Annotated in this window: 25 protein-coding genes and 2 pseudogenes; 12 read left to right on the forward strand and 15 right to left on the reverse strand. The window is 68.8% G+C overall.

Translation table 11 applies throughout. The features are described from left to right. Positions 1-114: 114 nt before the first annotated feature. Positions 115-756, reverse strand: a complete 642-nt coding sequence (locus tag J7E88_RS29595) for a DUF4232 domain-containing protein (protein ID WP_215186479.1) — start codon at positions 754-756, stop codon at positions 115-117. Positions 757-1,123: 367 nt separating this feature from the next. On the opposite strand from J7E88_RS29595, the gene J7E88_RS29600 reads away from it, so the two are divergent. Next, positions 1,124-1,351, forward strand: coding sequence for a hypothetical protein (locus tag J7E88_RS29600; RefSeq protein ID WP_215186480.1), 228 nt, complete (start codon positions 1,124-1,126; stop codon positions 1,349-1,351). 127 nt (positions 1,352-1,478) lie between these two features. On the opposite strand, the gene J7E88_RS36430 is transcribed toward J7E88_RS29600, so the two are convergent. Both J7E88_RS36430 and J7E88_RS29610 read right to left on the reverse strand, forming a co-directional pair. Beyond that, on the reverse strand, positions 1,479-1,904 hold the full coding sequence (locus J7E88_RS36430; RefSeq protein ID WP_251023401.1) for a hypothetical protein: 426 nt from the start codon (positions 1,902-1,904) through the stop codon (positions 1,479-1,481). 240 nt (positions 1,905-2,144) lie between these two features. Continuing rightward, positions 2,145-2,417, reverse strand: coding sequence for a hypothetical protein (locus J7E88_RS29610; RefSeq protein WP_215186482.1), 273 nt, complete (start codon positions 2,415-2,417; stop codon positions 2,145-2,147). Positions 2,418-3,329: 912 nt separating this feature from the next. Between J7E88_RS29610 and J7E88_RS29615 the strand changes: the two genes are divergently transcribed. Further along, positions 3,330-4,328 carry an inorganic phosphate transporter gene (locus J7E88_RS29615; protein ID WP_215186484.1) on the forward strand — a complete coding sequence of 333 codons (999 nt, stop codon included), beginning with the start codon at positions 3,330-3,332 and terminating at the stop codon, positions 4,326-4,328. 18 nt (positions 4,329-4,346) lie between these two features. Continuing rightward, positions 4,347-4,970, forward strand: a complete 624-nt coding sequence (locus J7E88_RS29620) for a hypothetical protein (protein WP_215186486.1) — start codon at positions 4,347-4,349, stop codon at positions 4,968-4,970. Positions 4,971-5,824: 854 nt separating this feature from the next. On the opposite strand, the gene J7E88_RS29625 is transcribed toward J7E88_RS29620, so the two are convergent. From J7E88_RS29625 to bla, 6 genes are all read right to left on the reverse strand, one after another. Next, on the reverse strand, positions 5,825-6,388 hold the full coding sequence (locus J7E88_RS29625; protein ID WP_215186488.1) for a hypothetical protein: 564 nt from the start codon (positions 6,386-6,388) through the stop codon (positions 5,825-5,827). Positions 6,389-6,954: 566 nt separating this feature from the next. Then, entirely contained in the window at positions 6,955-7,863 is a 909-nt protein-coding gene (locus J7E88_RS29630; RefSeq protein ID WP_308307652.1) for an NAD(P)-dependent alcohol dehydrogenase, read from the reverse strand. Between the two features lie 67 nt (positions 7,864-7,930). After that, positions 7,931-8,107, reverse strand: coding sequence for a helix-turn-helix transcriptional regulator (locus tag J7E88_RS29635; protein ID WP_251023402.1), 177 nt, complete (start codon positions 8,105-8,107; stop codon positions 7,931-7,933). A gap of 56 nt (positions 8,108-8,163) precedes the next feature. Continuing rightward, entirely contained in the window at positions 8,164-8,592 is a 429-nt protein-coding gene (locus tag J7E88_RS29640) for a hypothetical protein (protein WP_215186489.1), read from the reverse strand. A 270-nt stretch (positions 8,593-8,862) separates the two neighbouring features. Further along, positions 8,863-9,126 (reverse strand): GlsB/YeaQ/YmgE family stress response membrane protein, encoded by a 264-nt coding sequence (locus J7E88_RS29645; RefSeq protein ID WP_215186491.1) that lies wholly within the window; start codon positions 9,124-9,126, stop codon positions 8,863-8,865. Positions 9,127-9,318: 192 nt separating this feature from the next. Then, positions 9,319-10,245 (reverse strand): class A beta-lactamase, encoded by a 927-nt coding sequence (gene bla / locus J7E88_RS29650; protein WP_215186493.1) that lies wholly within the window; start codon positions 10,243-10,245, stop codon positions 9,319-9,321. 446 nt (positions 10,246-10,691) lie between these two features. On the opposite strand from bla, the gene J7E88_RS29655 reads away from it, so the two are divergent. The 4 genes from J7E88_RS29655 to J7E88_RS29675 all read left to right on the forward strand — a co-directional run bounded on the left by J7E88_RS29655 (position 10,692) and on the right by J7E88_RS29675 (position 15,318). Then, positions 10,692-11,240 carry a hypothetical protein gene (locus J7E88_RS29655; RefSeq protein WP_215186495.1) on the forward strand — a complete coding sequence of 183 codons (549 nt, stop codon included), beginning with the start codon at positions 10,692-10,694 and terminating at the stop codon, positions 11,238-11,240. 245 nt (positions 11,241-11,485) lie between these two features. Further along, a complete protein-coding gene (locus J7E88_RS29660; RefSeq protein ID WP_215186497.1) occupies positions 11,486-11,911 on the forward strand; it encodes a hypothetical protein in 426 nt (141 codons plus the stop codon). Positions 11,912-12,688: 777 nt separating this feature from the next. After that, positions 12,689-14,671: a collagenase gene (locus J7E88_RS29670; RefSeq protein ID WP_215186499.1), complete on the forward strand. Its 1,983-nt coding sequence runs from the start codon at positions 12,689-12,691 to the stop codon at positions 14,669-14,671. A 191-nt stretch (positions 14,672-14,862) separates the two neighbouring features. Beyond that, positions 14,863-15,318 (forward strand): VOC family protein, encoded by a 456-nt coding sequence (locus tag J7E88_RS29675; RefSeq protein ID WP_215186501.1) that lies wholly within the window; start codon positions 14,863-14,865, stop codon positions 15,316-15,318. Between the two features lie 21 nt (positions 15,319-15,339). Here J7E88_RS29675 and J7E88_RS29680 read toward each other — a convergent pair. Then, a protein-coding gene (locus J7E88_RS29680; protein ID WP_374196338.1) for an IS5 family transposase occupies positions 15,340-16,211 on the reverse strand; the annotation gives its coding sequence in 2 pieces (ribosomal slippage) (positions 15,340-15,702 and positions 15,705-16,211; 870 coding nt in all). Between the two features lie 123 nt (positions 16,212-16,334). Between J7E88_RS29680 and J7E88_RS29685 the strand changes: the two genes are divergently transcribed. Together J7E88_RS29685 and J7E88_RS36440 are read left to right on the forward strand one after the other, a co-directional pair. After that, positions 16,335-16,478 (forward strand): hypothetical protein, encoded by a 144-nt coding sequence (locus J7E88_RS29685; RefSeq protein WP_215186505.1) that lies wholly within the window; start codon positions 16,335-16,337, stop codon positions 16,476-16,478. 105 nt (positions 16,479-16,583) lie between these two features. Further along, positions 16,584-16,907 (forward strand): transposase family protein, encoded by a 324-nt coding sequence (locus tag J7E88_RS36440; RefSeq protein WP_308307653.1) that lies wholly within the window; start codon positions 16,584-16,586, stop codon positions 16,905-16,907. A 425-nt stretch (positions 16,908-17,332) separates the two neighbouring features. Here J7E88_RS36440 and J7E88_RS29695 read toward each other — a convergent pair whose 3' ends face one another. Together J7E88_RS29695 and J7E88_RS29700 are read right to left on the reverse strand one after the other, a co-directional pair. Continuing rightward, positions 17,333-18,556: a DUF2993 domain-containing protein gene (locus tag J7E88_RS29695; protein ID WP_251023404.1), complete on the reverse strand. Its 1,224-nt coding sequence runs from the start codon at positions 18,554-18,556 to the stop codon at positions 17,333-17,335. 596 nt (positions 18,557-19,152) lie between these two features. Beyond that, positions 19,153-19,734 (reverse strand): TetR/AcrR family transcriptional regulator, encoded by a 582-nt coding sequence (locus J7E88_RS29700; RefSeq protein ID WP_215186509.1) that lies wholly within the window; start codon positions 19,732-19,734, stop codon positions 19,153-19,155. A 62-nt stretch (positions 19,735-19,796) separates the two neighbouring features. On the opposite strand from J7E88_RS29700, the gene J7E88_RS29705 reads away from it, so the two are divergent. Beyond that, positions 19,797-20,303 carry an SRPBCC family protein gene (locus tag J7E88_RS29705; protein ID WP_215186511.1) on the forward strand — a complete coding sequence of 169 codons (507 nt, stop codon included), beginning with the start codon at positions 19,797-19,799 and terminating at the stop codon, positions 20,301-20,303. Between the two features lie 798 nt (positions 20,304-21,101). Then, positions 21,102-21,335, forward strand: a pseudogene (locus J7E88_RS29710) (transposase); the annotation flags it as partial. 10 nt (positions 21,336-21,345) lie between these two features. Here J7E88_RS29710 and J7E88_RS29715 read toward each other — a convergent pair. Together J7E88_RS29715 and J7E88_RS29720 are read right to left on the reverse strand one after the other, a co-directional pair. Continuing rightward, positions 21,346-22,370, reverse strand: a pseudogene (locus J7E88_RS29715) (transposase); the annotation flags it as partial. A 118-nt stretch (positions 22,371-22,488) separates the two neighbouring features. After that, positions 22,489-23,823 carry a cytochrome P450 gene (locus J7E88_RS29720; RefSeq protein WP_215186513.1) on the reverse strand — a complete coding sequence of 445 codons (1,335 nt, stop codon included), beginning with the start codon at positions 23,821-23,823 and terminating at the stop codon, positions 22,489-22,491. A 379-nt stretch (positions 23,824-24,202) separates the two neighbouring features. Between J7E88_RS29720 and J7E88_RS29725 the strand changes: the two genes are divergently transcribed. After that, positions 24,203-25,600: a cytochrome P450 gene (locus J7E88_RS29725; protein ID WP_215186515.1), complete on the forward strand. Its 1,398-nt coding sequence runs from the start codon at positions 24,203-24,205 to the stop codon at positions 25,598-25,600. On the opposite strand, the gene J7E88_RS29730 is transcribed toward J7E88_RS29725, so the two are convergent. Beyond that, a complete protein-coding gene (locus tag J7E88_RS29730; RefSeq protein ID WP_215186517.1) occupies positions 25,542-26,294 on the reverse strand; it encodes a cytochrome P450 in 753 nt (250 codons plus the stop codon). The genes J7E88_RS29725 and J7E88_RS29730 overlap by 59 nt on opposite strands. Positions 26,295-26,495: the final 201 nt, after the last annotated feature.

Genomic DNA, 26,495 nt, shown 5'->3' on the forward strand with positions numbered 1-26,495 from the left:
CCCAAACTCGTGAACAACCGCTGTCACGACTCAGGTGGCTCAACTTCTGAGGTGCACCTACGCTCGGTGATTGCCGATGTGCCAGGTGCCCGTTACCTCGGACCGGGGGCACACCTACAAGCTCAGCGCGTCCTCCGGGTTGCCCACCCACGCAGTCACGGAATTCTTGTCGGGCGAGACATACAGGCCGGGAGTCGACGCCTTGAGCGGCGTCTGTTCGAGATCTGACTCGGTGTTCATGGTCATCGCAATCGAGTTCACGGCCTTCCCCCTGCCGTCGTTGGCGCCGCCCATGAGCCCGGCGTAGGCCGACTCGCCCGGCTTGAGCCTGATGGCGTCCTCGATACGGGGGGCCTCGCCCCGCTCCGTGGCCTGCCCGTCCAGATCGCCGAAGGTCACAACCGGATGGCCCAGTGCCTTGCACACCTTGGTGCCGTTGTTGGTGATCTTCAGCAGATAGCTGCTGCTCGTGGGTTCCGCCAAGGTAGCGGTGAACTTCACGTCGTACGTGCTGCAGGGGAAGACACCGTAGTCGGAGTCGGGCGACGAGTCGTCAGCGCCGCCGGATGAGCCCATGTCCGGTGCCGCCGACGGCTTCGACGGCTTCGACGGCTTCGACGGCGTCGCGGACTTCGTCGGGCTCACGGTAGGGCCCTCGGCCCCGCCCGCCGCGTTGTCTTCGGTGGGCCCACAGGCAGTCAGGCTCAGTGCAGAGACGGCGGCGAGGACGAGGACGGCTCTGCGTACGGTGCTCATTGTGTTCCCCCCAAATGAGAAGCGCGAGGTGCGCTGTGCTGAGCAAAAGTGTCCCGCAGAAGCTTCACAGCTTGATGACGGTGTCTTCCCGAGTCCACCACGGTTGCCGACCCGCCTCACGTCCGTCCGTCAGTGCGGGCTCGCCCCATGCCCACCCGCAGCACCACGGGCTAGATGAAGATCAAAAACGGCGGAGTGTTGATCCATCACAGAAGTTGAGCCAGAACCCGAGGACGGGAGGCGCCCCGCGGCCGGCCACCTCCCCCGTGCGGGGGATACAGCCGCGACCCTCGGACGATCCCCGGACACCGGATCGGTGGCGACGATCGAGACGCACGCCATCACACGTCCAGATCGGAGCCTTCTCGTGCTGAAGTGGACCCTGCGCGCTGTCGCCGTCCTCGCCATCGTCGCCGCCATCGCTGCCCCCGTCGCCGCCCCCGCCCCCGAAGCCGCCGTCGCCACGCCCGCTGTCGCCGTCGCCACGCCCGCATCCGGCCCCGGCACGCCGAGCGTCAAGCTCACCTCCACCATCAAGGGGAAGGCGAGGTCGGATTCCTCGTCGACTAGTTCCGGAGCCAGTCGCCGGTCCTAGATAGAGGGTCCCGAGCGCAGCGCAGGCGAAGGACCTGGAGGAGCGGGCGACGGTCACACTCGGCCAGCCACCCGGGACAGACCTGGGCCCTGCACCGCTACCTGCGCCGGCGCAACGCAAATGCCCGTCACCCCGACGTGCTCGCCGCCCAGAGGCGTGAACGCGCCCTCTGGGCCGGGGTTGCGGCCGACAGGTAGTGATCGCCCTCGACCTGCGGCGAGTGGTTCGGATCGATGGTCGCCCGCAGGGACCACTGCCGCTGGCCGCGCTGCGCGATGAAGGTCGTGCGCAGCCGCCTGCGGTCGAAGCGCAACAGTTCGCCGTCAACGCCGCGCAGACCGTGAGCCTTGACCCACCCGCGCATCATGTACTCCTCGAAGACCGCGCGGCCCGACCAGCCGCAGCGGCTCCTCCGGCCGAAGCACAGACCAGCGTGTGCGCCGCCGTTGATCCGGCCGCCGTAGAAGTCCGCCTCCTCCACCACCAGCGGCCTCATCCGCCGCCACAAGCCGCGCAACACCTCCCTGTCCAGGGCGATGTAGGAGTGCACCACCGCCAGCGCGGCGTAGCCGATCCACGTCGTGCGAAACTTGCGCCCGTTCGCACCCAGCTCCGGGACCGCCCACGGATCGGCACCTCGGTCGGCTCGGTGGGCAGTGGCGGAACCCCAGCCCCTCGTGCCGCACCACGGTCATCTCTGATGCACGGTGCTCAGTGGTCGTGGCGTCGGTGCTGCTACCTTCGCGCGACGGCGGACACGCCCGCCCCCTTCACGGGGGCGGGCGTGTTGCGGCTACATGGCCGCTCGTTCCTCGCGGATTTCGCTGACGCTGGCGAGGAGAGTGCCTTCCGACTGCTCATAGTGGGACAGGGCGAGGCCGAGGCCGAAGAAGGTCGGCGCCCATTCGCCAACGAAGATTCCCCACCGGTCGGCGCGGGCAATGCCGGCCCCGGGCTCGGCATTGAGGGACATCGCCCAGGTGGCGATGGAGAGGCCGATGGAAGCGAACGCGGCCATGTAGGCGTGCTCGCTTCGCATCCCCATCTCGTGCAGCTTCTTGATCATGGCTATCCCTGGGGTGTGAGGGGTCAGGATCTCCACCAGGGTCACCCGGATGGCGGGGGCGCGCATCCGGAGCCCTGCTCCCAGCACTCCGAGCTTCGTTCGGGGCGGTCGTTCACGCACGTGCCGCTCACCGTGGCCGGTCGTAGGCTGGGCTCTGCTCGGGGCTGCACGGGAGGTCTCGTCATGCCCCGCCCCATCTGGTCCGGAGCCGTCAGCTTCAGGCTCGTGACCATTCCTTGCGAGATCGTCAACGCCACCGAGGAACACTCGATCGGCTTCCGGCAGGTGCACCTCGTGGACGGCGGCCGCATCCGGTACCGCAAGATCCGCGAACTGGACGGGAAGCAGCTCGCGATCACGAGATCATCAAGGGGTACGAGGTCTCCAAGAACACCTCGTCCCGGGTGCGGGACGAGGAGCTCGACCAGATGCCGCTGCCGACGGCGCAGGCGATCGAGATCGTCGCAATCTCCGACAGGGACCTCGAACCACGCCGTGCTGCGGCTTCTCGAGCGGCGCGCTGCGGCCGTGGCCCGGGCCGAGTGAGGGGCGGTCCCGCGCGGGCTACGCGCCCAGCCGCATCGCGCCTGCCGGGGCGTCCAGCACCAGGCGGCCTTGGCGACCTGCGGATGCCCTCCGGGCGTCGCCGGCGCGCGGTGGATCGTGTAGGAGACGATCCGCGCGGGGTGGAAGGTGCGCACGTCGCCGCGCATCCGACACATGGCGCGGACGATGATGCGGCCCGTGTTGGCAGTGCGGATGTCGTAGTCCGTGCAGAGAGACGTTCATCGGCTGTGTGCGTGTCGCGTGTCCGTGCCCGGCTCCCGCGGGGATTTCGCGGCAGGATGGAGACAGGGCGAGGGCGCCTGCGGGCCGTCCGGGACCGTGTGCGTGGCGAAAGGTGATCCGGCCATGGAGCTCACTCTGGTGGTGCTCATCATCATCGTGGGGCTGACGTTCGACTTCACCAACGGCTTCCACGACGCCGCGAACGCGATCGCCACCTCCATCTCCACCCGGGCCCTCACGCCCCGCATCGCCCTGGCCATGGCCGCCGTGATGAACTTCCTCGGCGCCTTCCTGGGCACCGAGGTAGCCAAGACCGTCGGCAGCGGCATCATCGGTGCACCTGAGGAACTGTCGGGCCTGCTGCTGGTGATGTGCGCGCTCATCGGCGCGATCGGCTGGAACATCTTCACCTGGTGGCGGGGGCTGCCGACCTCGTCCTCCCACGCCCTGATCGGCGGACTGGTCGGTGCCGCCCTCGCCGCCTCCGCTACCGTGCACTGGACCGGCATTGTGGACAAGGTCCTGCTGCCCATGCTGCTGTCCCCGCTGGTCGGCGTGGCCCTCGGCTACACACTGCACACGATCATCCTGTGGACGTTCCGCCGCTCTGCCCCGCGCCCCGTCACCCGTCGCTTCCGTATGGCGCAGACCGTGTCAGCCGCCGCTATGGGCCTCGGGCACGGGCTGCAGGACGCGCAGAAGACCATGGGCGTCATCGTCCTCGCGATGGTGACGGCGGGATGGCAGGACGACTTCTCCGTACCCCTGTGGGTGATCGCGGCCGTGGCCGCGGCGATGGCCGCCGGCACCTACAGCGGCGGACGCCGCATCATCACCACCCTCGGTCGGCGCATTGTCCACCTCGACCCGCCGCGCGGCTTCGCCGCCGAGACCGCCGCCACGGCCGTCCTCTACACCACCGCGTTCGTCTTCAAGGCCCCGATCTCCACCACCCAGACGATCACCGCGGCCATCCTGGGCGCCGGCGCGACCCGGCGCATCTCGGCCGTGCGCTGGCAGGTGGCCCGTTCCATCGGCACCGCGTGGATCCTCACATTCCCCGGAGCCGGGCTGCCCGCCGCCGCCCTCTACCTGATCCTGCACGCCATCACTGGCCTGTGACCTCAGCGGAGGCCCACGATGCCCACCCCACCCACTCCCCAGTCGGGCAGACCACCACGCGCCGGACTCCCCGACGGCCTCCCCGTGCCAGGCCGCTTCGCCCATCTGCACCCCGACGACGGCGCCTGCCTTATGGAGGCGGCCTCGCTGCTGGCCACCGGCCGCTTCACCGACCGACCGCCCGGCACCCATCCGGTACTCGCCGCGCTCGCCCGCGCGGTCAACGACGCCGTCGACGACGCCACCCGCCTCACCCTGTGGCCGCTGGCCGCCGATCTCGCCAACGCGGACCCCGCCGACCGCGCCTACGGTCCGCTGCTGGTGGGCACGGTCGTGGACGCCGCCCGCCTCGTGCGGCCCGACTCTCGGCGCCTGAAACGCCGCAGCGCGGCCTGCCACGCCCGGGCCAACCGGCTCGCCCGAGCCCGCACCTCGACGACATCGGCCCGCGTCGCCGACATGCTGTGGTGGCACGGCCCCGGCCACCACCACTTCGAACACGCCCTCCGCGTCCTGCTCACCGCCCCCGACGCCGACCAGCGCCTGTCCCGGCTCCTTCACCGGGCCGTGACCGAGACCCGGGCCCAAACCACCAGGGAACAAGCACCCACCCACGCGGACACCTCCTCGCAGCGCGGATGAATCCCGGCCCCCAAGCCGGGCCGGCTGGGCATGGAGGGCAAGCCGAGGCAGACCACCAGCAGAGGAGTGCAGGCCAGCAGGCAGGCGCCGCGCGAGCAGTGGGCCGCCCGGCTGGCACCGCCTGCGTAGGAACGGGGTGGAGGGCGATCCGTTCCGACGTATACCGTTGCGTGGGGCGGGCCGCCGCCGGCCCGGTTGCCCGGGTGGACCGCCAGCTCCACGACCTGCGACTTCGGTCCCAGTAACCCCTCCGCGACCACTCCCCAAGATCTGAACCCCAGGCGTCGTTTGACGTCACCTGAGGGCTTGCCGTGGGAGCGTGGAGTGTCTTCTTCTGCCGCAGGGGACCGATCGGGACGCTGCAGTCGAAGGTCGAATCTGTACGGGCGATGGTGGTCCAATCCCAGTCAGGGGTAGGCAACAAGGTGCCGGAGCCCAAGAGTCCGTGCAGCCTTCGCGGCGGCTCAAAAGGGAGGATGGTCCGGACCCGACGCCGTCGTCGTTGACCGCACTGGACGGCCTTGAGTTCCTGCGAGCCACTGAGTGACATCACCTCTCAGCGACATTGATCATGCAGCCGCGGCCTGGGTGACTCCCGAACTCACGTCAAAGGGACATCCCAGGACAGTGACACAGCGACCGGCGCGCCCGAGGGCTTCGACGACGTCACCGACCTGATCGTCCTGGACGGCATCATGTGGTGTTCCCCGTCGCTCGATGCGGCCGCCCAAGCCCGGCACCTGCGACTCGTCCGGAGCTGACCCAACCTCCGGGGTGCAGCCGCTCGGCTGCGCCCCGGAGAGGGGCGGGTCTGGTGGGAGGTCGCAGACTCTTCGCCGGTCGGTTCGCGGTCTTCAGATGCGGGCGAAGACGTTGACCACGAGTCCGATGTAGAGAATGACGAGGAGAGTCCAGAAGGTGTAGACGATGCCGGGATGCCGGATGTAGAGAGGTATCCGGATGGTCGGGTAACGCCTGCGCAGCTCTCGTGGAGTCGGTAGGTCCCTTGGCTGCTGCTGCTGAAGAGCCGCATTGCGCCACACGCGGTTGAGTTCGGCTTCACGCCACTGCCGCGGGTTGAGCATCACGGCGGCATGGTCATCGCCCACGATGAGCACCTCGCCGGCGATTCCGCTGGAGTCGATGGGGGTCCGGACAAGGAAGCCGGGCCCTTCGATGACGGTCAGCCGGCGCGCCCAGTTACGCACCAGGACGGCGCCGTCCACGAGCGCCACGTACGAGTTCACGGTATGCAGGACTGCGTAGGTCACGTACCACAGGAACGGCAGCGCGACGAGAACGATGACCGCCGGTACGGCCGACGATCCGAGCCCCTCACTGGTGCCGCGCCCGCCGGCGAGCATGAGCGTCAAGCTGATGCCCGGGAGGATGGCGGCCGGTACGATCGCCCATGCCACGCGCCCGAACCTGCTCTTGTCCGGGGATACGACAAGTTCTGTGTAGCGCTCACTCACGGCTGATACCGCCTGCCTCGACAGACCGCGAGCAGATGCCTGCCGTCACTGACATCTCTCGCCCCCCGAACTGCGTTTCTTCTCTTCACTCCTGATCCCCCTTCATTGGATCCCGGGGACGTACCCACGTGCGATTGGCCACAACCGTCCGCCGTTCGGCGGCGCTGACGGTGCTGTACCGGGCCGGTGTGGGGACCAGGCGATGCGGACTGCTGCCTCAACGCCGTGAGCGGAGTCGCCGAAGTCCCCGCAGAGCCAGTGCCGGGCGAGTTGTACTGCCCGTACGTGAGAACGGCAGCGTCGCCACCTTGTTCCCCGTCCTGGCGCTCGGTCCTGCCGGAGTCGGGCACGGAGTACGCCGATGCCCCGCCCGTGTTGGCCTGCCTGCCCGGCTTCGGGGTGCGGCCGGTCTGGCTGCGCTCCCGGCCCGGGACCGGCGGCGTGATTTCCTGTTGTGGGGGTCGGCAGAAGGCCGGTCCGGCGCCGGCGAAACGCGAACTTGATCCGTATCAGACGGTGAGGACCAGTTTGCCGCGTGTGTGGCCCATTTCCCAGTGACGGATGGCGTCGGGGGCCTCGCTGAGGGGGTACGTCCGGTCGATGACCGGTGTGATGCTGCCGGCTTCGACGAACTCGGCCAGGGACCGGAGGATGTCCTCCTTGGGCTCGCTCACAAACGGTGCGCGAAGGTTCTGGCCCACGAACGGCGACAGAGCCAGTGCCCCGAGGGCGCGGTGCAGGCCGCCGAGCCATCGCCATCCCCCTTCGCCGCCGACGATGACGAGGGTCCCTCGAGGAGTGAGGGCCCGCCGGAGGTGGGACAGCGGCCGGTTGCCCGCGGTGTCGAGGATGAGGTCGTAGCGACGGCCGTCGGTGGCGAAGTCGTCACGGGTGTAGTCGATGACGTGGTCCGCACCGAGGGAGCGGACCATGTCCGTCTTGCCGGTGCTGCAGACGCCGGTGACCTCCGCTTCGAACACCGCCTTGGCCAGCTGTACGGCGTACGTCCCCACGCCTCCGCCCGCACCGATGACCAGGACCCGCTGCCCACGCTGTATCCGCCCCTGCTCCCGAAGCGAGTGGAGGGCGGTGAAGGCGGAGATGGGGACGGCCGCAGCCTGCTCGAAGGTGGATCTCGGCGGTTTCGCCGCCAATCTGTCTTCAGGGGCGCACGCGTGCTCCGCGAAGGAGCCTTCGCAGGTGCCGAAGACCTCGTCGCCGGGCTTGAACCGGGTCACGTTCCTGCCGACCGCCTCGACGTTCCCCGCTACGTCCCAGCCGCGCACCCGGAGCCTGGGTGTGCGCAGCCCGAAGCCCATGATGCGAATCGGGTACGGCAGGCCCGTCATGAGGTGCCAGACGCTCGGATCGACCCCCGCCGCGCGCACTCGTATGAGGACGTCGTCATCGCCGACCACGGGCTTGTCGATGTCCTTGAGTTCCAGGACGTCGGCCGAGCCGTAGGCTCCTCTTGAACCATTGCCTTCATGCCGTGTCTCCTTCTTCTTCGTCCACGTACTGGAAAACGTCGTCGAGCGCGACCTTGAACACGCGGGCGATCTGGAAGGCCATCTCCAAAGAGGGCGAGTAGCGGCCCTTCTCGATGGCGATGACGGTCTGTCGGGTCACGCCGATCCGGTCGGCCAGTTCCGCCTGTGTCATCCCACCGTGCGCGAACCGGAGGGCCCGGATCGAGTTGGTGACCCTGGTCGGTTCCCTCACCAAGGCTGAAAGCCCCAGCGGTATGCGGCGATCTTCGCCGCGCAACCGAGGATCGCCGAGAGGGTGAACCCGGCGTAGAGCACGTTGGCGATCCAGAACTGGTCCATCTCGGCCAGCGCCATACCCAGGGCCGCCACCCCGCCCAGGACGACGAACGACTGGCCTGTGTACTCACCGAACCGGTGGATCTCCCGGTCGCGTTGGTCCCTTCTGTTCGCGCCTTTGGGCCCGCCGATCGAGACGACGACGCTGAGCACGATCGATGCCGCGATCGAGATGCCCACGGCCCACAGCAGCGGCGATGCGTAAGGCACCTCGGCCACGGGGGTGTCAGCGGCTCGAACCAGGAGGACGGCGAGGTAGGCCGCGTACGTACCGACTGCGAGTACCGCGATGATCCACGCTCGCTTCTCTTCGTGTGTCACACCGGGAATGTAAAGCAGACCTGACAGCATGTAAAGGATTCTTGACATATCCCGCCGTGACGGCCCGCTGGTCGAGGCGGCTTCACCACAGGTCGGCAGGCAACCCCCTTCGGATCACCCGTGCTTCCCGAGCCGAGGGCGCTCCTCGCTCCCTGCGCGCCTCAGGAGTCGGCGAAGGCCGCGCCGGAAGGGGGCAGTTGCGCTCGGGCGCCGGCTCTCGTCGACGTGAGTGGCTCGTCGGCCGCCGGGTGCCGAGGTGCGCGGGCGCGGTCAGCGCAGGGCCTTGACCCGGCTGAGCGCCGCCACGCCCCCCGCGGCGAGTGCGATCTGGAAGAGCCACTGGATCCAGTCGACACCGCGGGTGTCCGCCACGCCGAGTGCCGCGGCGAGAGCCGTGCCGACGAACGCGGCCACGATGCCGACGACGATCGTCCACAGGACGCCGATGTGCTGGCGTCCCGGCACGACCAGCCGACCCAGTACGCCGATGACGGTGCCGATCACGATCGCGCTGATGATGCCGGATATCTCCATGGGGCATCCCTCTCGAATTCTCCGTCCGGCGGATTCGTCGTCCGCCGAGCCGGCGTACGAGTGCCCCTCACGCGCAGAGTCACGCCTGCGTCGCGGGCACGCCGTGGTTCACCGTGGTCCACCGCGGAGCGGACCACCTGACGGATCGTCGGCCGGCACCGTGCGTCTTCGTACGCGTGCACACCCGATCGGTTACGACAGTGCGCCGGCCACCACGGCCGCCGCTTCCGCGATCAGCTTGTTGTCGGGCTCGGCGTCCTTGTCGCCGCGATTGGACATGATGGCCATGACGATGGGGGCCCTGTCCGGCGGCCATACCACGGCGATGTCGTTGCGGGCGCCGTAGCCGCTGCCGGTCCCTGTCTTGTCTCCGACCACCCAGCCCTTCGGCACCCCGGCCCTGATGAGCTCGTCGCCAGTGGTGTTGGTCCGCAGCCACTTCGTGAGCTGCGCGCGCTCGTCCTTGCCGAGGGCGTCACCGAGGACGAACGCGCGCAGGTCCTTCGCGAACGCCCGCGGCGTGGTCGTGTCACGCCTCTCGCCCGGGGCCCATCGGCTCAACTCCGGCTCTCGGCGCTCCATCAGGGTGACGTCGTCACCCATCGCTTCCAGGACGGCGTTCAGGCCCTTGGGGCCGCCGAGCGCGTCGAAGAGCAGGTTGGCCGCGGTGTTGTCGCTGTAGCGGACGGCGGCCTCGCACAGGTCGCGCAGGCTCATGCCGGTCCCGACGTGCTTCTCGGTGACGGGAGAGTGGGCGATCAGCTCGTCGGCTGAGTACGTGACCACCCGGTCCATGCCCTTCAGCGAGTACGTTCGCAGCACGGCACCGGCGGCCAGCGCCTTGAAGGTGGAGGCGTAGGCGAACCGTTCGCCGTCGTTGTAGGCGACCTCGTGCCCGCTGCCGGTGTCGACGGCGTACACACCGAGTCGTGCGTCGTACGTGCGCTCGAGGGCCCCCAGCTCATGGGCGAACGGCTTCGCATCGGACTCCGGTCCCGTCGTCCTCGCTGCCGGCGACGACGCGGCAGGGGAGGCGTCGTGGCCGCAGGCCGCGAGCGGGACGAGGACGAGGGCGGCGAGCGCGCCCACAAGGACGCGACGGGCACGGGTGTGGTGCACGGTCCGAACCTCCGAAGTGCCCTGCCGGGCAGGGCGAACAGGGGGACGGAGCGCCAAGGCCCCCGTCCCGGTACATGGTCGTGAATGCCGGGACCACCCTTACCGTCGGCGGAGGGTACGTCCAATGCGGACACGCGCTGTTCCATGCCGATCGGGAAGTCCGCCCGCACACCGCGCGACCGCCTGCGCCGGCTCCAGTCTTCGTGTTCCGAACGAAGGGACCGGGTGTTTCCTGGTCCGCCATGACGTGGGCAGAGTCCTCGCCACCGGCGAGGCGTTCAGCCGTCCCGCCCACCACAAAGTCGGCACGGAACCGAGTCGAACTTGGTAAATGACAAGTTGAGTGCCTGTTTCTGAACCCGCAGCACCAGGCTGATGTGCGGGTTCAGAGACAGGGTTCTCGTCCGGCTCTTGCCAGCGAAGTGCCCGAACGGCAGGGTGAAGTCGTGATCATCCCCTTCTTACGTGACGACAGGCAGGGCTCGCTGACGGTGACGGTGGAGCAGGTGGATGACCCCGCTGCGATCGGCAAAGAACCGTCAGCGTGTGGCTTCCCGAGCTGCACGGCCGTGGTGGACTACCCGGGAAAGGGGTATCGGGCCCTTTTCGGCTGGGTCCAACTGGTGCGCTCGACGGACAACTCCTCCGCCGGGGCCGCCTTCGACATGGACCCGTTCTACCTCTTCGAAGACGTGCCTTCGCCGTACGCGTTTTTCGGGATCAACCCCACCTTGTTTGACGCGCCTTCCCGCGCCAGGCGGGATCCCCTCAGCTGGACGGCCCATAGCTATCTGGCCTGGACACCCATGGAGGACAGCGAACGGCGAGTCCTGCCGCTGGCCGGCTTCTCCTGGGGATTCGATATGGACTCGGACAGTCGCATGACGCTGCACCCAGTACATGCGTTGCTCCCTGGGGACTGGGACGCTCATCTGCCATACTTCAGAACCTCTTATCCAGGCTGGGTGTTCGATAAGTGGCAGCCTGAGCTGTGAGTCCTGATCGGTGCAGAGCCGCCGGCTAGCGGTCTCCGGGTGGCGGTGGTGACCATCCCCGCAGGTGCGGGAACTTTTCAGTTGCCATCGACCCTTACGCCTACGCCCGCGCAGTGGCCATCCCCGCGGGTGTGAAACGTCATTGAAAATGCCTACGAGTGCGACAGTTTGGGCACCTTCGTGCCGACAAGATCGGTAAGCGTGCCTGCCGACAAAGGTCCGCCCGGCACCACGCCCCTGCGCGGATGAGCGCCGGTCGTGGCCGAGGTCCGTGCCGCATACCTCGGTGCCGTGCGCCTGGCCGGGAGAGGGGATACCCCGAGCCGACGGAGACCTACCACGCCACGCTGGAGCGCTCGCCGTACTCGGCCGTCGAGATGGTGCCGTTCGACCAGGCGGTGGTGCGCAGCGTGGAGGAGCTGATCGCGCTACAGCTGAGCAACTCGTCATCGACCCCGGCCCAGCTCGGGCCGCGGCGCGCGGCGTTCGCGGAGGACTTGCGCCGCGCGCTACTGGCGTACGACTCGTCGAGCCGGGACGAGGAGACCATCAGCACCGAGGCCCTGATCGCGGCCCGGCCGTTGGGGCATGCCGGACAGGCGTGGCTCGGCTACCGGCCCGGACCGCACCCGTACGCGGTCGTGAGGCGGGGCCCGCCACCTCAACCGTGAGCAGCTCGCCCACGTCGGCCACGACGGGATCGCCTGAAAACCGCAGTGATCACCAACGGGGACGACCTGCCCACGGTGCGCACCGGCTGGAGAACGACCTCGCCCCACCGGGTCGGCCGCACCCTTCGCCAGCGGATTCACCCCGGGGTCCGAGTCCAGCCGTGTACATCAAGGCGCGGCCTGCCTGCGCTCGTTCGAGCGGGTCAAGGACGCTTGGCTCCGTGCCGTGCACCTCAACGGCGACGGCGGCGGCCGCCAGCCAAGCCTCTTGCGTCGGTCGGATTCGGTCCCGTCAGCGGCCCCCTTCTGCCGCCCGGAGGGCGGCACATCCCTGACCTTTCACGAGGATCACGCGTTCCGCCTGCGGCATACCGCCCATCTGCTCGGGGCGCGGTCGACGCCGCCGGCGCCCGGCCAAGCTCCACGCCGACAAGGCTTATGACTATGACCACCTGGGCGGATGGCTCCGTCAACGCGGTATCCGCCACCGCATCGCCCGCAAGGGCGTCGAGTCCTCCACGCGACTGAGCCGCCATCGCTGGTGGTCGAGAGGACCGTGTCCTGCCCGGCTGCCTGCCGACGCCCGCACCGCCGCTACAAGGCTTGTTCTGATGCCTGCACCCCTCTTTTCATCGAGATGTCAACTGTGACATTGTACGGGCACACTTTCCGCGAGCATGACAGCTGCGAGAGTGCTCAACTCCCTTTCCATCACGGTCCGCACCCCCCACTGCCGTGCCCCACGCACGGCTGCCGACCGGCCTGGAGGCCATCGCTATGCGTAAACCCCCCACATTCAAGAAACTCGCCCAACTGCTGATACCTACCGTGGCCGCCGCCGGCCTGGGGCTCACCATGCTCGCCCCCACCAGCGGGGCGGCACCGGCCGGCGCCGAGGCACCTGAGCCCGCGCCGAGGTCGGCCCCCGCCTCACAGGCCGCCCCCGCCCCGCAGCCCGCCTCCGCCACGGTGCTCGCCGCCGATCTCGCGCCCGGGCACGCCGCCCACCCCGCGCGATCGGCCACGAAGGCCGCGCTACGCCCTCCGCTCCCCGCGGCCCAGAACGCCGCCGAGCGCAAGCGCGCCCGCTCTGCGGCGAAGGCCGCGGCGGACTGCAACGTCAACGACTTCACCTCGAAGACCGGTGCTGCCCTGGTCGAGCAGATCAAGCAGTCGGAAACCGCCTGCATCAACACACTGTTCAACGTGGCCGGTGAGGACTCCAAGGCTCTCTTCCGTGAGGAACAGATGGTCACGGTGGCGAACGCGCTCAGGGATGTCGCCACCAACTACCCGGGGGACAACAGCACTTCCGCAACCCAGGTGGTGCTGTACCTGCGCGCCGGCTACTACATCCAGTACAACCAGCCGGACAACGTCGGCGAATACGGCCCGACGCTGAAGAGCGCCATTCAGGGCTCCCTGGACGGCTTCTTCGGCTCGTCCCACGCCTTCGACGTCACCGAGGCGAACGGAGAGACCCTGGCCGAGACGGTCACCCTGATCGACAGCTCCGAAGAGAACGCCCGCTACCTCGACGTGGTCAAACGTCTGCAGAAGGACTACAACTCGTCGTACGACGAGTTCTACGGGATGATCGCGGCGGTCAACAACACCTACACCGTGCTGTTCCGCGGCCACCAGCTGCCGGAGTTCGCGGAAGCCGTGAAGGCCGACCCGAGCGTCCTCACCGGACTGCGTGACTTCGCCGTCGCCCACGACGATCTGCTCGGCACCGACAAGTCCTACCTGACCGGCAATGCCGGACGCGAACTCGGCCGCTTCCTGCAGCACGCCGGCCTCAAGGACACCGTCAAGCCGTTGGTCAAGGAGCTACTCGGCCGCAGCGAGATCACTGGGCGCACCGCCGCGCTCTGGGTCGGCCTCGCCGAGATGACGGATGAGTTCGACAAGGAGAACTGCGCCGAGTACGACACCTGTGACCTGCAGAACCGCGTGCGCGACGCCGTGCTGACGATCAAGCACGAATGTGGTCCGAGCGCGAAGATCCTCGCGCAGGAGCTGACCGCGTCCGAACTCTCGGCCACATGCGACAGCGTCCTCAAGCAGGACCCGGTCTTCCACGACATCGTCAAGGACAACGGCCCGGTCCAGGGCGACAACAACACCAGCATCGAGATCGTCGCCTTCAACTCCAGCACCGACTACAAGACCTACGCCGGTGTCCTCTTCGGCATCGACACCAACAACGGCGGCATGTACCTGGAGGGTGACCCGGCCGCTGAGGGCAACCAACCGCGCTTCATCGCCTACGAGCAGCCGGCCGAGAACGGCGCCTTCCAGATCTGGAACCTCAACCACGAATACACCCACTACCTCGACGGTCGTTTCGACATGTACGGCGACTTCGCAGCCGGGCAGACCACCCCGACCGTGATGTGGATCGAGGGCTTCGCCGAGTACGTCTCCTACTCGTACCGCGGCATCACCTACGACCGGGCGATCGAGGAGGCGGGCAAAGGCACTTACCAACTGAGCCAGCTCTTCGAGACCACCTACGACAACGCCGACACCACCCGTATCTACCAGTGGGGCTACCTGGGCGTCCGATACATGCTCCAGTCACACCCCGAGGATGTGGCCACCCTGCTCGGCCACTACCGCGCAGGCGAGTACGAGGCCGCCTATCGCCTGCTCCGCGACACCATCGGCACCAAGTACGACGCCGACTTCACCGACTGGCTGAGCAAGTGCGCCGACGGTGACTGCGGCCAACTGCCTGCCCGGAGTGTACGGTGACCGAGACCTCGGTCAAGAACTGAGCCGGCGTCCGCAGCGTCCGACCCCCTCCCACCAAGAGACGCACTGACCTGCGAAACGATGTTCTTGGCAGCAGGGCGTGTTGGACGCTGATGGGCGCTAAAAGACGCTCGCCTAGGGCCTGTTGTGAAATTGGATCGTCTGTCAGACCTGCCTGGGATGCTCCGGGCATGGAGATGACAGTGCAGCTGACGATCGACTGCTCCGATCCGCAGGAAATGGTGACGTTCTGGGCCAAGGCCCTGGGCTACGTGCCTGAGCCTCCGCCGGGCGGGCACGCCACGTGGCGTGCTTACTGGGCGGCGGTGGGGGTGCCCGAGGCAGAGTTGCCGGCCGGTGCCGGGGATATTCCGGAGTCGATCATCGATCCCGCGGGACGTGGACCGAGGGTGTGGTTCCAGCAGGTTCCGGAGCCGAAGGCCGCCAAGAACCGGTGGCACTTCGACCTGAAGGTCGGTGGGGGCCGTGACGTCCCGCTGGACGTCCGCACACAGCGGGTCAAGGCTACGGTGGAACGGCTGGTCGAAGCTGGTGCCACCGTGCTGCGGATTAAGGATGAGCCGGACATAGGGCTCTACGCCGCCGCCATGCAGGACCCCGAGGGCAACGAATTCGACGTCATCTGAGGGTCGTTGCGACGGTGCTGGTCACAGCCACTCGTTGATGGCTGCGACCAGCACGGTCGCTTCGTAGCGGACAGCGAGTTTGTCGTACCGAGTGGCGACGGCCCGGTGGCGCTTGAGGCGGTTGATCCCGCACTCGACCGCGTGCCGCTGCTTGTAGTCGTCCTTGTCGAACTTCGGCGGCCGGCCGCCGCGCGAGCCGCGCTTGAGCCGGTTGCGGACCCGGTCCACCCGCACCGGGATGGTGGCCTTGATCCCGCGTCTGCGCAGGTAGGAGCGGTTGCTGCGGGACTCGTACGCCTTGTCGGCCCGCATGCGGTCCGGCCGCTTGCGCGGCCTGCCCAGCCCGAGCCGGGGGACCCGGATCGCCTCCAGGACCGGCTCGAACTTGCCGGGGAGTCACCCCGTTGTCCGGCCGTGATAACCACCGTCAGGGGCTTTTGCCCCAGCTCGACCGCGAGGTGGATCTTGCTGGTCAGTCCGCCGCGGGAGCGTCCGAGACCGTGGTCGCCTGGTTCGACGCAGACACCGCCGGGAGTTCCTTCTGGTGGTCCCCCTTTTCGCCGCCCCGGCGGCGTGCTGGTGGCCAGGCAGACGGTGGAGTCGACGTTCACGTCCCGGGTGATCAGGCCCTTGGCGTCCGCCTCAGCCTGGAGCTGCGTGAGGATCCTCGCCCAGGTGCCGTCCCGCTGCCAGCGCCGGAAGAGGTCATAGACCCGGTCCCACGGCCCATAGCGTTCCGGTACGTCCCGCCACGGAGTACCGGTCCGGGTCCGCCACCGCATGCCGTCTATCAGCTGCCGCCGCGTCCACACCTGCGGACGGCCCGGCTTGGTACCCGGCAGCAACGGCTCCAGCCGGGTCCACTGGCGGTTCGTCAGATCCCCACGTCCCAAAGGGGCCCCGGTCGTCGCGGTATTCGATGCCGTTTGGCTCGAGAAGCTGTGGGCTCTGCCCGATGTTTGTGGCGGTATCGTGCCGAAGGTCAGGGGCTTCTTGCACGGTGCCGTTTACGCCAGATGGGGGAGGAAGCAGTGGTCCTGGACGGCAAGACGGGGAAGGATCGCGAGACGTCTCCTGGCGCGGCACCGTTCGAGATCGACCAGTACGACGGCCTGGTCGACCGAGTGGGTCCCCAGTCCTCTATCGCGCTGCCGGCCTGACCGGGACCCAAAGTTGCCCGCGCACAACGTAGGACAGGCGGGCCGCTGCTGGCCCAGCAGGGCTGCACCATCGCTCCCGGCCTTCGGCTCCGGACACTCGCCGAGGTGGTCGACCACGTCGGCGAGCACGAGAAGACCGGAAACATCGACGGCACCGCGATCCGCGTCCGTCGCCCGGCCGCCGGGCGCAAGGACCGGGACAGGTTCCTCTCGGGCAAGAACAAGCAGAACGCCGTCAAGCCCATGGTCCTCACGGACGCGGCCGGCCGTCTGCTGTACTGCAGCCCGGCCGAGCCCGGGAACTGCGCGGACATCACCCACGCCCGCAAGTCAGTGCTGGTCAGACTCCTGTCCGACAGCGCCGCGGTGGATATCCTCGCGGATGCCGGCTACCAAGTCCGGGTGCCCAGGCCGGCGGACGCGTGGTGACCTGGCCACACCGCAAGTTCAAGACGAGCAACGGCGCAAGGCCCACTCCTCACGCGGCATCCATGTCGAGCACGGTATTGCGTACCTGAAGAACCGGAGAACCCTCGCCCGCCACCACGGTTGGCGTGAGCACATGAGTGACACCATCCAGGGTGTCGCCGCACTGCTCTCTCACAAACAAGCGGTCACCCTCGCGATCGATGAACGAGTGTGAACACCGGGCCAGTCACGCCCCAGGACGTGCCACCGCCAACCATGCACGAGCTCTCCGACGACCCGATTCTCCACTTGGGGTCACAGGTGGACGCGGAGTCGTACCGCCGTCGCACCGGCGAGGAGAAGCCGCGCATCGCGGCGGAGTAGCGAGGTCACCCGCACGGGCCCGGCGGCACGATGGTGCTGCCGGGCCCGACGTCGGGAGCGGGTCAGTTCTCGGGGGTGGAGTCCGCGCCGGCGACCTCGCCGAAAGTGAGGCCGGTGCCGGTGAGATCGGCCCGTACGCCGGAACGTTCCACCACGATGTCGCGCAGCCGCACGTCCCCCGTGGTCCGGGGCAGTTCGAACGACAGGGACAGCCGGTCCGAGAGCTCCGGCGGGCGCAGTTCGAGCAGGGTGCCGACGAGATGCGGGTCGATGCCCGCTTTCTCCAGGAGCCAGGGATGCTCGATGACGAGGTCGACCAGATTGACCTGCATCAGCCGCTCGATGAAGCGCGGTGAACCGGTGAGGCGGCTGAGCTTTTTCTCGCTCCTGAGCGCGCGATCGATCTGGGCGCGGGGTATGCCGAGCCGTTCCACCACGGCGGGCAGCTCGAGCAGCGCCTTGGCGCGCGCCGCCTCCGAGGTGATGCGGCGGACAGCCTCCGGGTGCAGTCGCAGACCGGATTTCGCAGGGTCCCTGCCCGGGCGGAAGGTGAACAGGCCAGGGACGTCCAGGTGCATCGCCTTCACGGTGGTGGACACCGCACGGTCGCCGTCTCGCCTCAGGTGAGCCTCGGCGCGAATGCTCACCTCTCGCCCGGCGATCGGCAGTGAGCCCGCGATGCGGATGCTGCCGCGCCCCGCATCGGTGAACTCGACCTGGGAGGCACCAAGTTCGCGGCTGAGATCGTCGAAGGAGAGCAGGACGTCGCCGTCCATGCGGTCGATCACTCCGCCCTGGATCGCCGTCGGCAGATCGCCGACGATCCGCACATCGGTTGCCGTGGCGTGCACTTCGGCGAGCGAGACCTTGTCGGCGGCGACATCAGGGACGGTGACGTCCGCCCTGTCGATGCGGTGATTGAGTACCTGGGTGAGGAAAGGGAAGCCCTCGATGTCGACCTGAGGCCGGGCCGCCAGGCCCATCGACTGCTGGATCTTGTCCTCGGCCTTGTCCTCCGCGTATGCCACGGCGAGACGGTCGCCGGTCACGAAGAACGCGGCGGTGACGATCGCGGCGACGGTGAGCTTCACCGACACGGGCAGGAGCGCGAGGCGGCTCCTCCCGCGGTGGTTGGGGGGTGACCAGTCGTCCTCGTCGTCGTCCGAGCGGATGCCGAGCCGGTCGAATCCCGAGGAGGCGCCGCTGCGCCCGTCCGGCTCCGCGCCGTAGTCCGGTTCGGGGTCTGCCAGTTGAGCCAGTTCCTCGTACGGATTGCGTGTGGGCATGGAAGTGCGTGTGGGGGGTCGCATCGGCTCATCCCATCACGATCACCACTGCCGGACGCAAGCCGGACCGTGACGGCGGGACGAGATTTCGCCCACGTCCGGCGTCTCCTCGGACTTCGCGGCCGCCGGCGGGAACAGCCACGGTCCCGCGGCTGTTGGCTCCTGAGGGCGTCCGGCGGATCAGGGCAGGCATCCCCCGCGCTGGCCCACACAGCGCCATCGGTCCGTCCGGCCATCCGAGGAGAGCCCATGCCACCGGGGCACCGCATCACCATCGCGCACGTCTGCACGGCGGACGAGAAGCCGGCCGCTGAGTGCACCCGATGCCGCGCACCTGATGTGGCGGTGCGCACCGACGACGCACTGCACTCACGCGCAAGTGCACCGCACCCGGGCGGGAGTAGCACGGCATCGCCGGTGGCGATGCCGTGTATCCGCCTCAGAGCGCACGCACCGTAGGGGTCCGTAGTACCCGATGGTGGTAATCGGTCACGGTGCTCGGTGGGCTCTGTCGATGTAACCGCTGGTGGGCGGCGAGCCTGGGCAAGCCGGGTTCGGCCATGCGCAATTCTCTACAGCCACCCTCGGCGCCGGTGCTACTCCAGCAGCGCGGCCGTGCACTCCTCGGTGAGGTCCTCGGCGTACGGCGGCAGGGGCCCGCCGGCGCGCAGGTGACGGCGGACCATGGACAGCGGCAGGTCGACCAGGGCGAGGGCCACGCGCTCACGGCCCCGTTCGTCCGTGGCGCCGAGGGCCTCGGCGAGGGCGGCAAGGGAAGCGAGCACCCGCTCATTGCCCAGGTCGGCGCGCCGGGTGTGTTCCTCGGACCAGTCGGCGCGGCCGAAGTCGGCGGCGCCGTAGAGGAGGAGGGAGGCCTCGTCCGGGTTCCTGCGACTCCAGCCCACCACGTGCCGGGCGGCCGCGCGCGCCGCCTTGCGGGGGTTGCTCTCCCGGACGAGGACGGCATGGTAGCCGTCCTGGAAGCGTTCCACGGTCCGCAGCCACACCTCCGCCAGGAGCGCCGTGCGCCCGGCGAAGCGGTGGTAGACGGAGCCGCTGGGGGCGCCGACGGCGTGGGCGACTGCCGACATGGTGACGGCGGGCGGCCCGCCGGCGGCGGCGAGGCGGACGGCCGCGTCGAGGAGCTGGTCGGTGTCGAAGCGGGGTGGTCTCACCATGAATCAGAGAGTACTCTCCATTTCATTGGAGGGAAGTCTCTAATTGTGATGGAGGAGGACCCATGGCCGTCCACAACGTGCACGAGCGCCTGCTGGCCGCAGACGAGACCGAGGTGGGAGCGCTCATCGACACCCTGGCGAGCGGGGACCGCGACCTGCTGTGGCCCGGCCGCGACTGGTCGCCGATGGAGTTCGACCGGCCGCTGGGCCCCGGCGCGGTGGGCGGTCACTGGCCGGTGGGGTACACGGTGTCCGGCTACGTCCCCGGGCGCTGGATCCGCTTCGAGTTCACCCGGCCGCGCGGCTTCAACGGCTTCCACGAGTTGGCCGTGCTGCCGGTCGGCCCGGGGCGCGCCCGGATCCACCACACCCTGACCATGTCCACCAAGGGCCTGGCACGGATCACCTGGCCGCTTGCGTTCCGCCCCCTGCACGACGCCTGCCTGGAGGACGCCTTCGACCGGGCCGAACGCGCCTGCACCGGGACCGTCGCCCGCCCGGCCCGGTGGTCGCCGTACGTGCGTCTCCTCCACGTCCTGGCCGCCCGCGCGACGCGGAAGAAGCTCTAGCCAACAATCCGATCCCCGGCGGGCCACGACGCCCAACGCACCCCGGCGCCGACGGCTGACGGTTGCCGGAGGAATCCGGTGCTGTCGAAACTCGGATTCTGGCTCAACTTCTTTGGTGGGGCCACATTGAGTGACGGGATGGTCTCCGGGGGCACTGCGGGGTCCTTGAGTCAGAACGGTGGGCCTTCGGAGTAGCCGCCCGTCCAGGATTCCAGAGCGGCGACCTGACGGACGCGTGTCAGTGCGGTGGGTGTCGATGCCGCTGATGAGCGCGGGCCGGCTGATGTCTGCTCCTGTGACGGCGTGGATGGTCAGGGCTGTCGCGTGCAGGGGGTGTGCAACCGTGTTCAGCCGGGCGGCGAGGACGTCTGCTGGTGTGCGGTCATGCCCTCGCGCGGGCGGTGCGCCGGTCGTCGTGGAGTTGAGCTCGGGTGCGCCCGGGCACCCGGCGCGTTTCGGACGGTCTGTCACCACGCCGTCCGACCGTGGGGGAGAGGTGATCCACTGCCCGTCGTCCAGGTTGGAGGCTGGTTCGGCGGATCCTTGCTGTCCGGCGCTTCGCGTGCCGTCCGGTGAGTGTTCCGTGCGGTCCAAGACCGCACGGGCCTCGGGGAAGGTGGCGAGGAGGCGGTACGGGGCCGGTTCGAGAAGGGTCTTCGGAGCCGGGGGTGACCGGCCGGTGCCAGAGGAGGGTGAGGCGGATGCCTCACCGCTCGTGCAGCCTGATACCGTCCCGGGTTGGCGATAGTCCGCCGGATGTGACCGAACGCGCCGTTGTGTGAAAGCCGTTCACGGACGCTCTACCTGCCCGGCCTGTCCTCCGGCGACTTCGTCCCCGCGCTGGAGCAGTTCCTCGGCTCGCCCGCCGGACTCTCGCCGGCCACCGTCACCCGCCTCACCACGCAGTGGCAGGCCGAACATGCCGCCTTCAACGAGCGCGACCTGTCCGCGACCGACTACGTCTATGTCTGGGCCGACGGCATCCACCTGAAGATACGGCTCGAGCAGGCCAAGGCCGCCGTCCTGGTACTGAGCTTGTTCTTTATGGTCTGGCCTGGTCACGTTCGGCAATGGTCTCGGGCGGTCTGACTGTTTTGCCCACGTCGTATCGGGTGGCGGGGTGACGGTTCTTCGAGCCGAGCGGCCTGGCGGGACCGGGCCGGTTGGGTTTCGGTGCCCGGGCTGGACAGGGCAAGTTCGCGCGGAGGTTCCCGAACCCCCAGCGGACCCGGGCGGGCGTGAGCCGGCCGGGCTCGGCCGGCTTCTCCCAGGGCGACGGAGGTCAGCGGCCAGCGGCCGGGCGAGGCGAAGTTGGGTGTGGGCCGCGATGACCAGCCAGGTCCACCGGTCCGCGGCCTCGGGGGTGCGGAGCTTCGGACAGGTCCAGCCCAGCGTCTGCTTGATCATCCGGAACGTGTGCTCCAGGTCGAATCTGCGCAGGAACGCCTGCCAGCGCAGGTCGACGTCCTCGCCCGACAGGCCGGTGGCCGACGACCACAGCCAGACGGGGAGTGGGTCGTGGCCGCCTGGCAGGCGGTCGACTTGCAAGCGGATCAACGTGCCTTGGATGACAGGGAGTTCGGCGGTGTGGTCGATCCACGCGGAGCGGGTGGTCAGACGAGGATGGATGCGGTCGCAGGCCATCGCGCGAGCGGTGCCGTAGCGGTCGGTGACCTGCACGGTCGCGGCATCGGGCTCGCCCCAGGTGTCGGGCTTGGCGAAGCGCAACTCCTTGCCGTGTTTCGCCGGGCGCCCGCCCTGCGGCGGCGAGATCCAGGGGACCGGGACAGGCTTGCGCATCACTCGGTCCATGCGTATCCGCCCCAGGACCTCCACCGGCAGTCCTTCCAGTAAACAGGCCATGCGCGGAGCGTCGTAGCCGGCATCGAAGACAACCAGGATGTCGCGGTCGCCCGCGTGCCAACGGCCCATGTCGATGAGGCCCTCGACCACCCGGCGGGCCTGGGCAGCGGTGACCTCGGCGACGTCGTCGACCGGCCCCAGCCGCAACGCGTCCAGGATCTGGCACCACGACGTCCGGCCCGACTCCAACACGGCGACGAACGATAGGGTCAGACACTTCATGGCGACGTATCACCCGACCATGATCCATGACCCGAGATCACATTGACGACAGACCCTAGGCCCGGCCTGGCACAGGAGGCGGAACCGGTGGGACGGTGGGTCAGTCGTTCTGGCGCTGGTGGATGACCATGGGCATGCGGGTCGGGTGTGCCATGGAGGAAGTCGCCTCAGCGGGGGGCTTGCTGCCCGGGACGGAGCGGAGTCGCCAGCGCGGCAGGATGGTGGCCAGGGTGATGGTGGCTTCGAGCCAGCTGAACTTGTCGCCGATGCACTTGCGGTTGCCGGCACCGAAGGGGACGACGTGGTCGCGGGGTCGTGCGGCGACTTGTTCGGGCAGCCAGCGGTCCGGGTCGAAGCGGTCCGGGTCTGGGTACAGCTCGGGGCGGCGGTGCAGCGCGTAGAGGCTGATGAGTACTTCAGTATCGGCGGGAATCTCGTAGCCGCCGATGGTGACCGGTTCGATCGTGCGCCGCATCATGGTGACCACGCCGTGGAGGCGGATCGCCTCATCCAGGACCCGGGTGATGCCGGGCAGCTGCGGCACGTCGGCGAAGGTGACCGGACGGTCGCCGATTGCCTTGTCGATCTCCGCGAGCAGTTCCTCTTCCAAGTCTGGGCGCTGGCCTATGTGGTAGAGCGCCCAGGCGAGGGTGGAGGCCGTGGTCTCGGTGCCGGCGAACAGCATGGTGGCCAGTTCGTCGCGGATCTCCACGTCGGTCAGGCCGGCGCCGGTGTCGTCGCGCGCAGAGAGCAGCAGGGACAGAAGGTCGGTGCGGGCTTCCGGGTTGGAGGCACGCGTGGTGGTGATCACATCATCGATCACGGAGCGCATCCTGGCAGCGGACCGATCGAAGGCCCGCCAGATCGGCAGCCCGTCGAGGGCCTTGGGGGCGAGGGCCCGACGCAGCATGTCCTTCAGGATGACCGGTAGGTCCTCGCGGACGGACTCGACGGCGGGACGGCCGATGTCGGCGCTGAAGAGGGTGGCGGCCAGGGTCTCGATCGCGTAATTGCCCATGACCTGGTTGGCGTCGATGACCTGGCCGTCGCTCCAGGATCCGGAGAGAGCTTGCGCGCGCCCGCTCATCACAGCGGCGTAGCCCTCCAGGCGCTCCTTGTAGAACATCGGCTGGATCAGGCGCCGGTTGCGTATGTGCTGCGCGCCCTCCGAGTTTCCGAGGCCGTTGCCGACGAGCGGCCTGATGCGGTCGAAGAGTCGGCCCTTCCTGAACGATCGCCCCTTCTTCACCAGGACTTCGTTGACCGTGTCGGGGGTGGTGACCAGGATCACCGGCATGGTGCCGACGTCGATGCGTAGTACGGGCCCTTCGGCATGGAGGGATCGCAGGACTCCGAGCGGGTCGTGCAACAGGCGGGGCACGTGGCCGAGGCCGGGCACACGTCCCTTGACTCGGGGGATGGAATCCAGTGACACGGTGCGTCCTCTCGCGAGACAGACTCGCGCCGGTGCTCAGCTGCCCCGGCGTGATGGGTAAGGGTGGTCGGGTGCGCGCGAACAGTCGGCCGGCCGAAGCGGTCAAGTTCGCCGCATACTATTCGCCCTTGATCGTCTTCGGACAGGGCGCCATGGGCTACGGGGAGATCGACCCGAGCTGGTGATGACTCAACCACCCGTCGTGCAAGGTGGCTTGACGACGTGTCGAGCCGTGGTGCGCCGCCGATATGCTGTCCTGCGGCTGGCGATCTTGCTGCCTGAAGACCGGCAGCCGGTGCCGCATCCCGCGGTCAGCAGTGACGATCATGAGCGCCCCGGCCGGCCTTCGTGACAGGGTGCTCCCATAACCGGAGGCTCCGTGACTACCCCACCCCCGATACCCGCCGACGGGCTCGTGCCGCCGCCCGGGTGCCCCGCCCACGGCATGGCCCCCAATGCCCTCCGGCGTCTGGCGGAGATCACCGACCCGGCCCGCGCGTACGAGGAGCTGCGCCAGGAGCACGGTCCGGTCGCTCCGGTCCTGTTGCATGGGGACATCCCGGCGTGGATCGTGCTCGGCTACCGGGAGAACCTGGAAGTGATGCGCACTCCGTTGGTGTTCAGCCGGGACTCACGGCGCTGGAATGCCTTCCTCGAGGGGCGCGTGCCGGCGGACTCGCCGTTCCTCCCCATGGTGGCCTGGCAGCCGTTGTGTGTCTTCGCCGACGGCGCGGAGCACGCCCGCTTGCGCGGCGCGGTCGTGGACGGTCTGGCCCAGTTCAACCGCCGCGGCATGCGCCGGTACGTCACCCACTACACACGTGAGCTCGTCGCCGGCTTCAAAGCGGACGGCACCGCCGACCTCGTGCATGACTACGCCGAGCCTCTGCCCATGCTGGTCGTCAGTCGCCTGCTCGGCATGACCCCGGACAAGGGCCCACTCCTGGTCGAGCCGACACTCGACCTGCTGCGCGGCAGCGAGACCGCGGCAGCCAGCAACGCCGTCGTGACCCAGGTGCTGCAGGACCTGGTCGCCCACAAGAAGACAGCCCCGGGCAACGACCTCGCCTCAAGCCTCATCCTGCACGAGTCCCAACTCACGGACACCGAGATCGTCGAGCATCTGCGCCTGACCCTGGTGGCTGCGCATCAGGGCACAGTCAATCTGATCGCCCAAACACTCCGGCTGATCCTGACAGACCGCCGGTTCCGTGGCAGCCTCTCCGGGGGCCGCATGACCCTGCCCGACGCACTGGAACAGGTCATGTGGGACAACCCCAGCATCGGTGTGGTCCCCGGCCGGTGGGCCACCGACGACACCAAGCTCGGCGGCCGGCACATCCGGAAGGGTGACCTGCTCCTCCTCGGCATCGCCGCCGCCAATGTGGACCCGGAACAGCGGCCCGACCTCAGCGTGCCGATGCACGGCAACCGTTCGCACCTCGCACTGAGCGCCGGGCCCCACGAGTGCCCGGGCGGAGACATCGGCCGCGCCATCGCGGACACCGGGATCGACGAACTCATGGCGCTGCTCCCGGACGTGCGGCTTGCCATCCCCGAGACCGAGATCGGGATCACCGCCGACTGGCTTACCCGCCGTCCCTCCGCTCTTCCCGTCCAGTTCACCTGGCCGCGCTCCATTGGCTCGCAGCACGTTCCCCCCGCACCGGCGGCCGCCCAGCCGCTGCCGGAAGCCGCCCGGGTAGCGCCCGACTCGGTCACCGCCGCCGTGTCTGAGCCTCCCCGCTCGTGGTGGCGATCGCTGCTGAACCGCTAACCCCCTTGAGCGTGACCGCCCGCCGCTGCTTCCCGGGGGCGCGCCAGGGCTGGTAACGAGCGCCGGGCCCGAACCAAGGTTCGGGCCCGGCGCTCGTCGATGCCCTGACCTGCGAGGACGCCGCAGCAGCCGTCTGGCGGCCCTCCGCGGCCACCGCTGCGCCCTTGATGCCGTGCAGGTGGACCGACAGGGAGAGGAGCCCCTGCTCCGAGATGGAGGCCATGCGCTGCGGCTCTGCGGCCAGCGTGAGATGCGGGTACCGGGTGAACAGTGCGCGCAGCGCGATCTGTGCCTCCAGCCTCGCCAGCCGGGCGCCCAGGCAGTAGTGCGCGCCGCGGCCGAAGGCGGTGTGTTCGCGGTTCGTGGATCTGGTGGTGTCGAACGAGTCCGGGTTCGTGTGGCGGGAGCCGTCGCGGCCGACGGCCATCACGCTCGCCATCACCGCCTCGCCCTTGGCCACGGTGACCCCGGCGATTTCGACGTCGTCGACGGCGCAGCGCAGCAGGATGTGACGCACGGGTGGTGTGTAGCGCAGCCCTTCCTCCACCACGGCCGCCCAGGCGGCGTCCGGGTCGGGCGCCTGCAGTGCGGCGGTGAGCATCTCCGGCGCATCCAGCCACACATCCGTCGGCGAGGGCCCTGCCCAGCCTGCCTTCCCGACGGCTCCCGCAGTGCGGATCAGCCGAGAGGTCATTCGGCAAGCAGCCCAGAGGCGACGGTACCCACCCGTTCGGCCTCGACCGCGGTCGGCGGAGGCCGCCGCCATCTTCGGGTGGGTACAGGGCACAGTGCGAACCGCCCCAGGTGAACAAGGGAAGACTGGTGGGCCTTGTCCGATCCGCCTCTGGTGACCTCCTGCCACAGAGGCTCCCTTGGAGGGTTGACTCAGCATCAG

The organism is Streptomyces sp. ISL-10, assembly GCF_018614575.1.
Classification (GTDB): Bacteria; Actinomycetota; Actinomycetes; order Streptomycetales; family Streptomycetaceae; genus Streptomyces.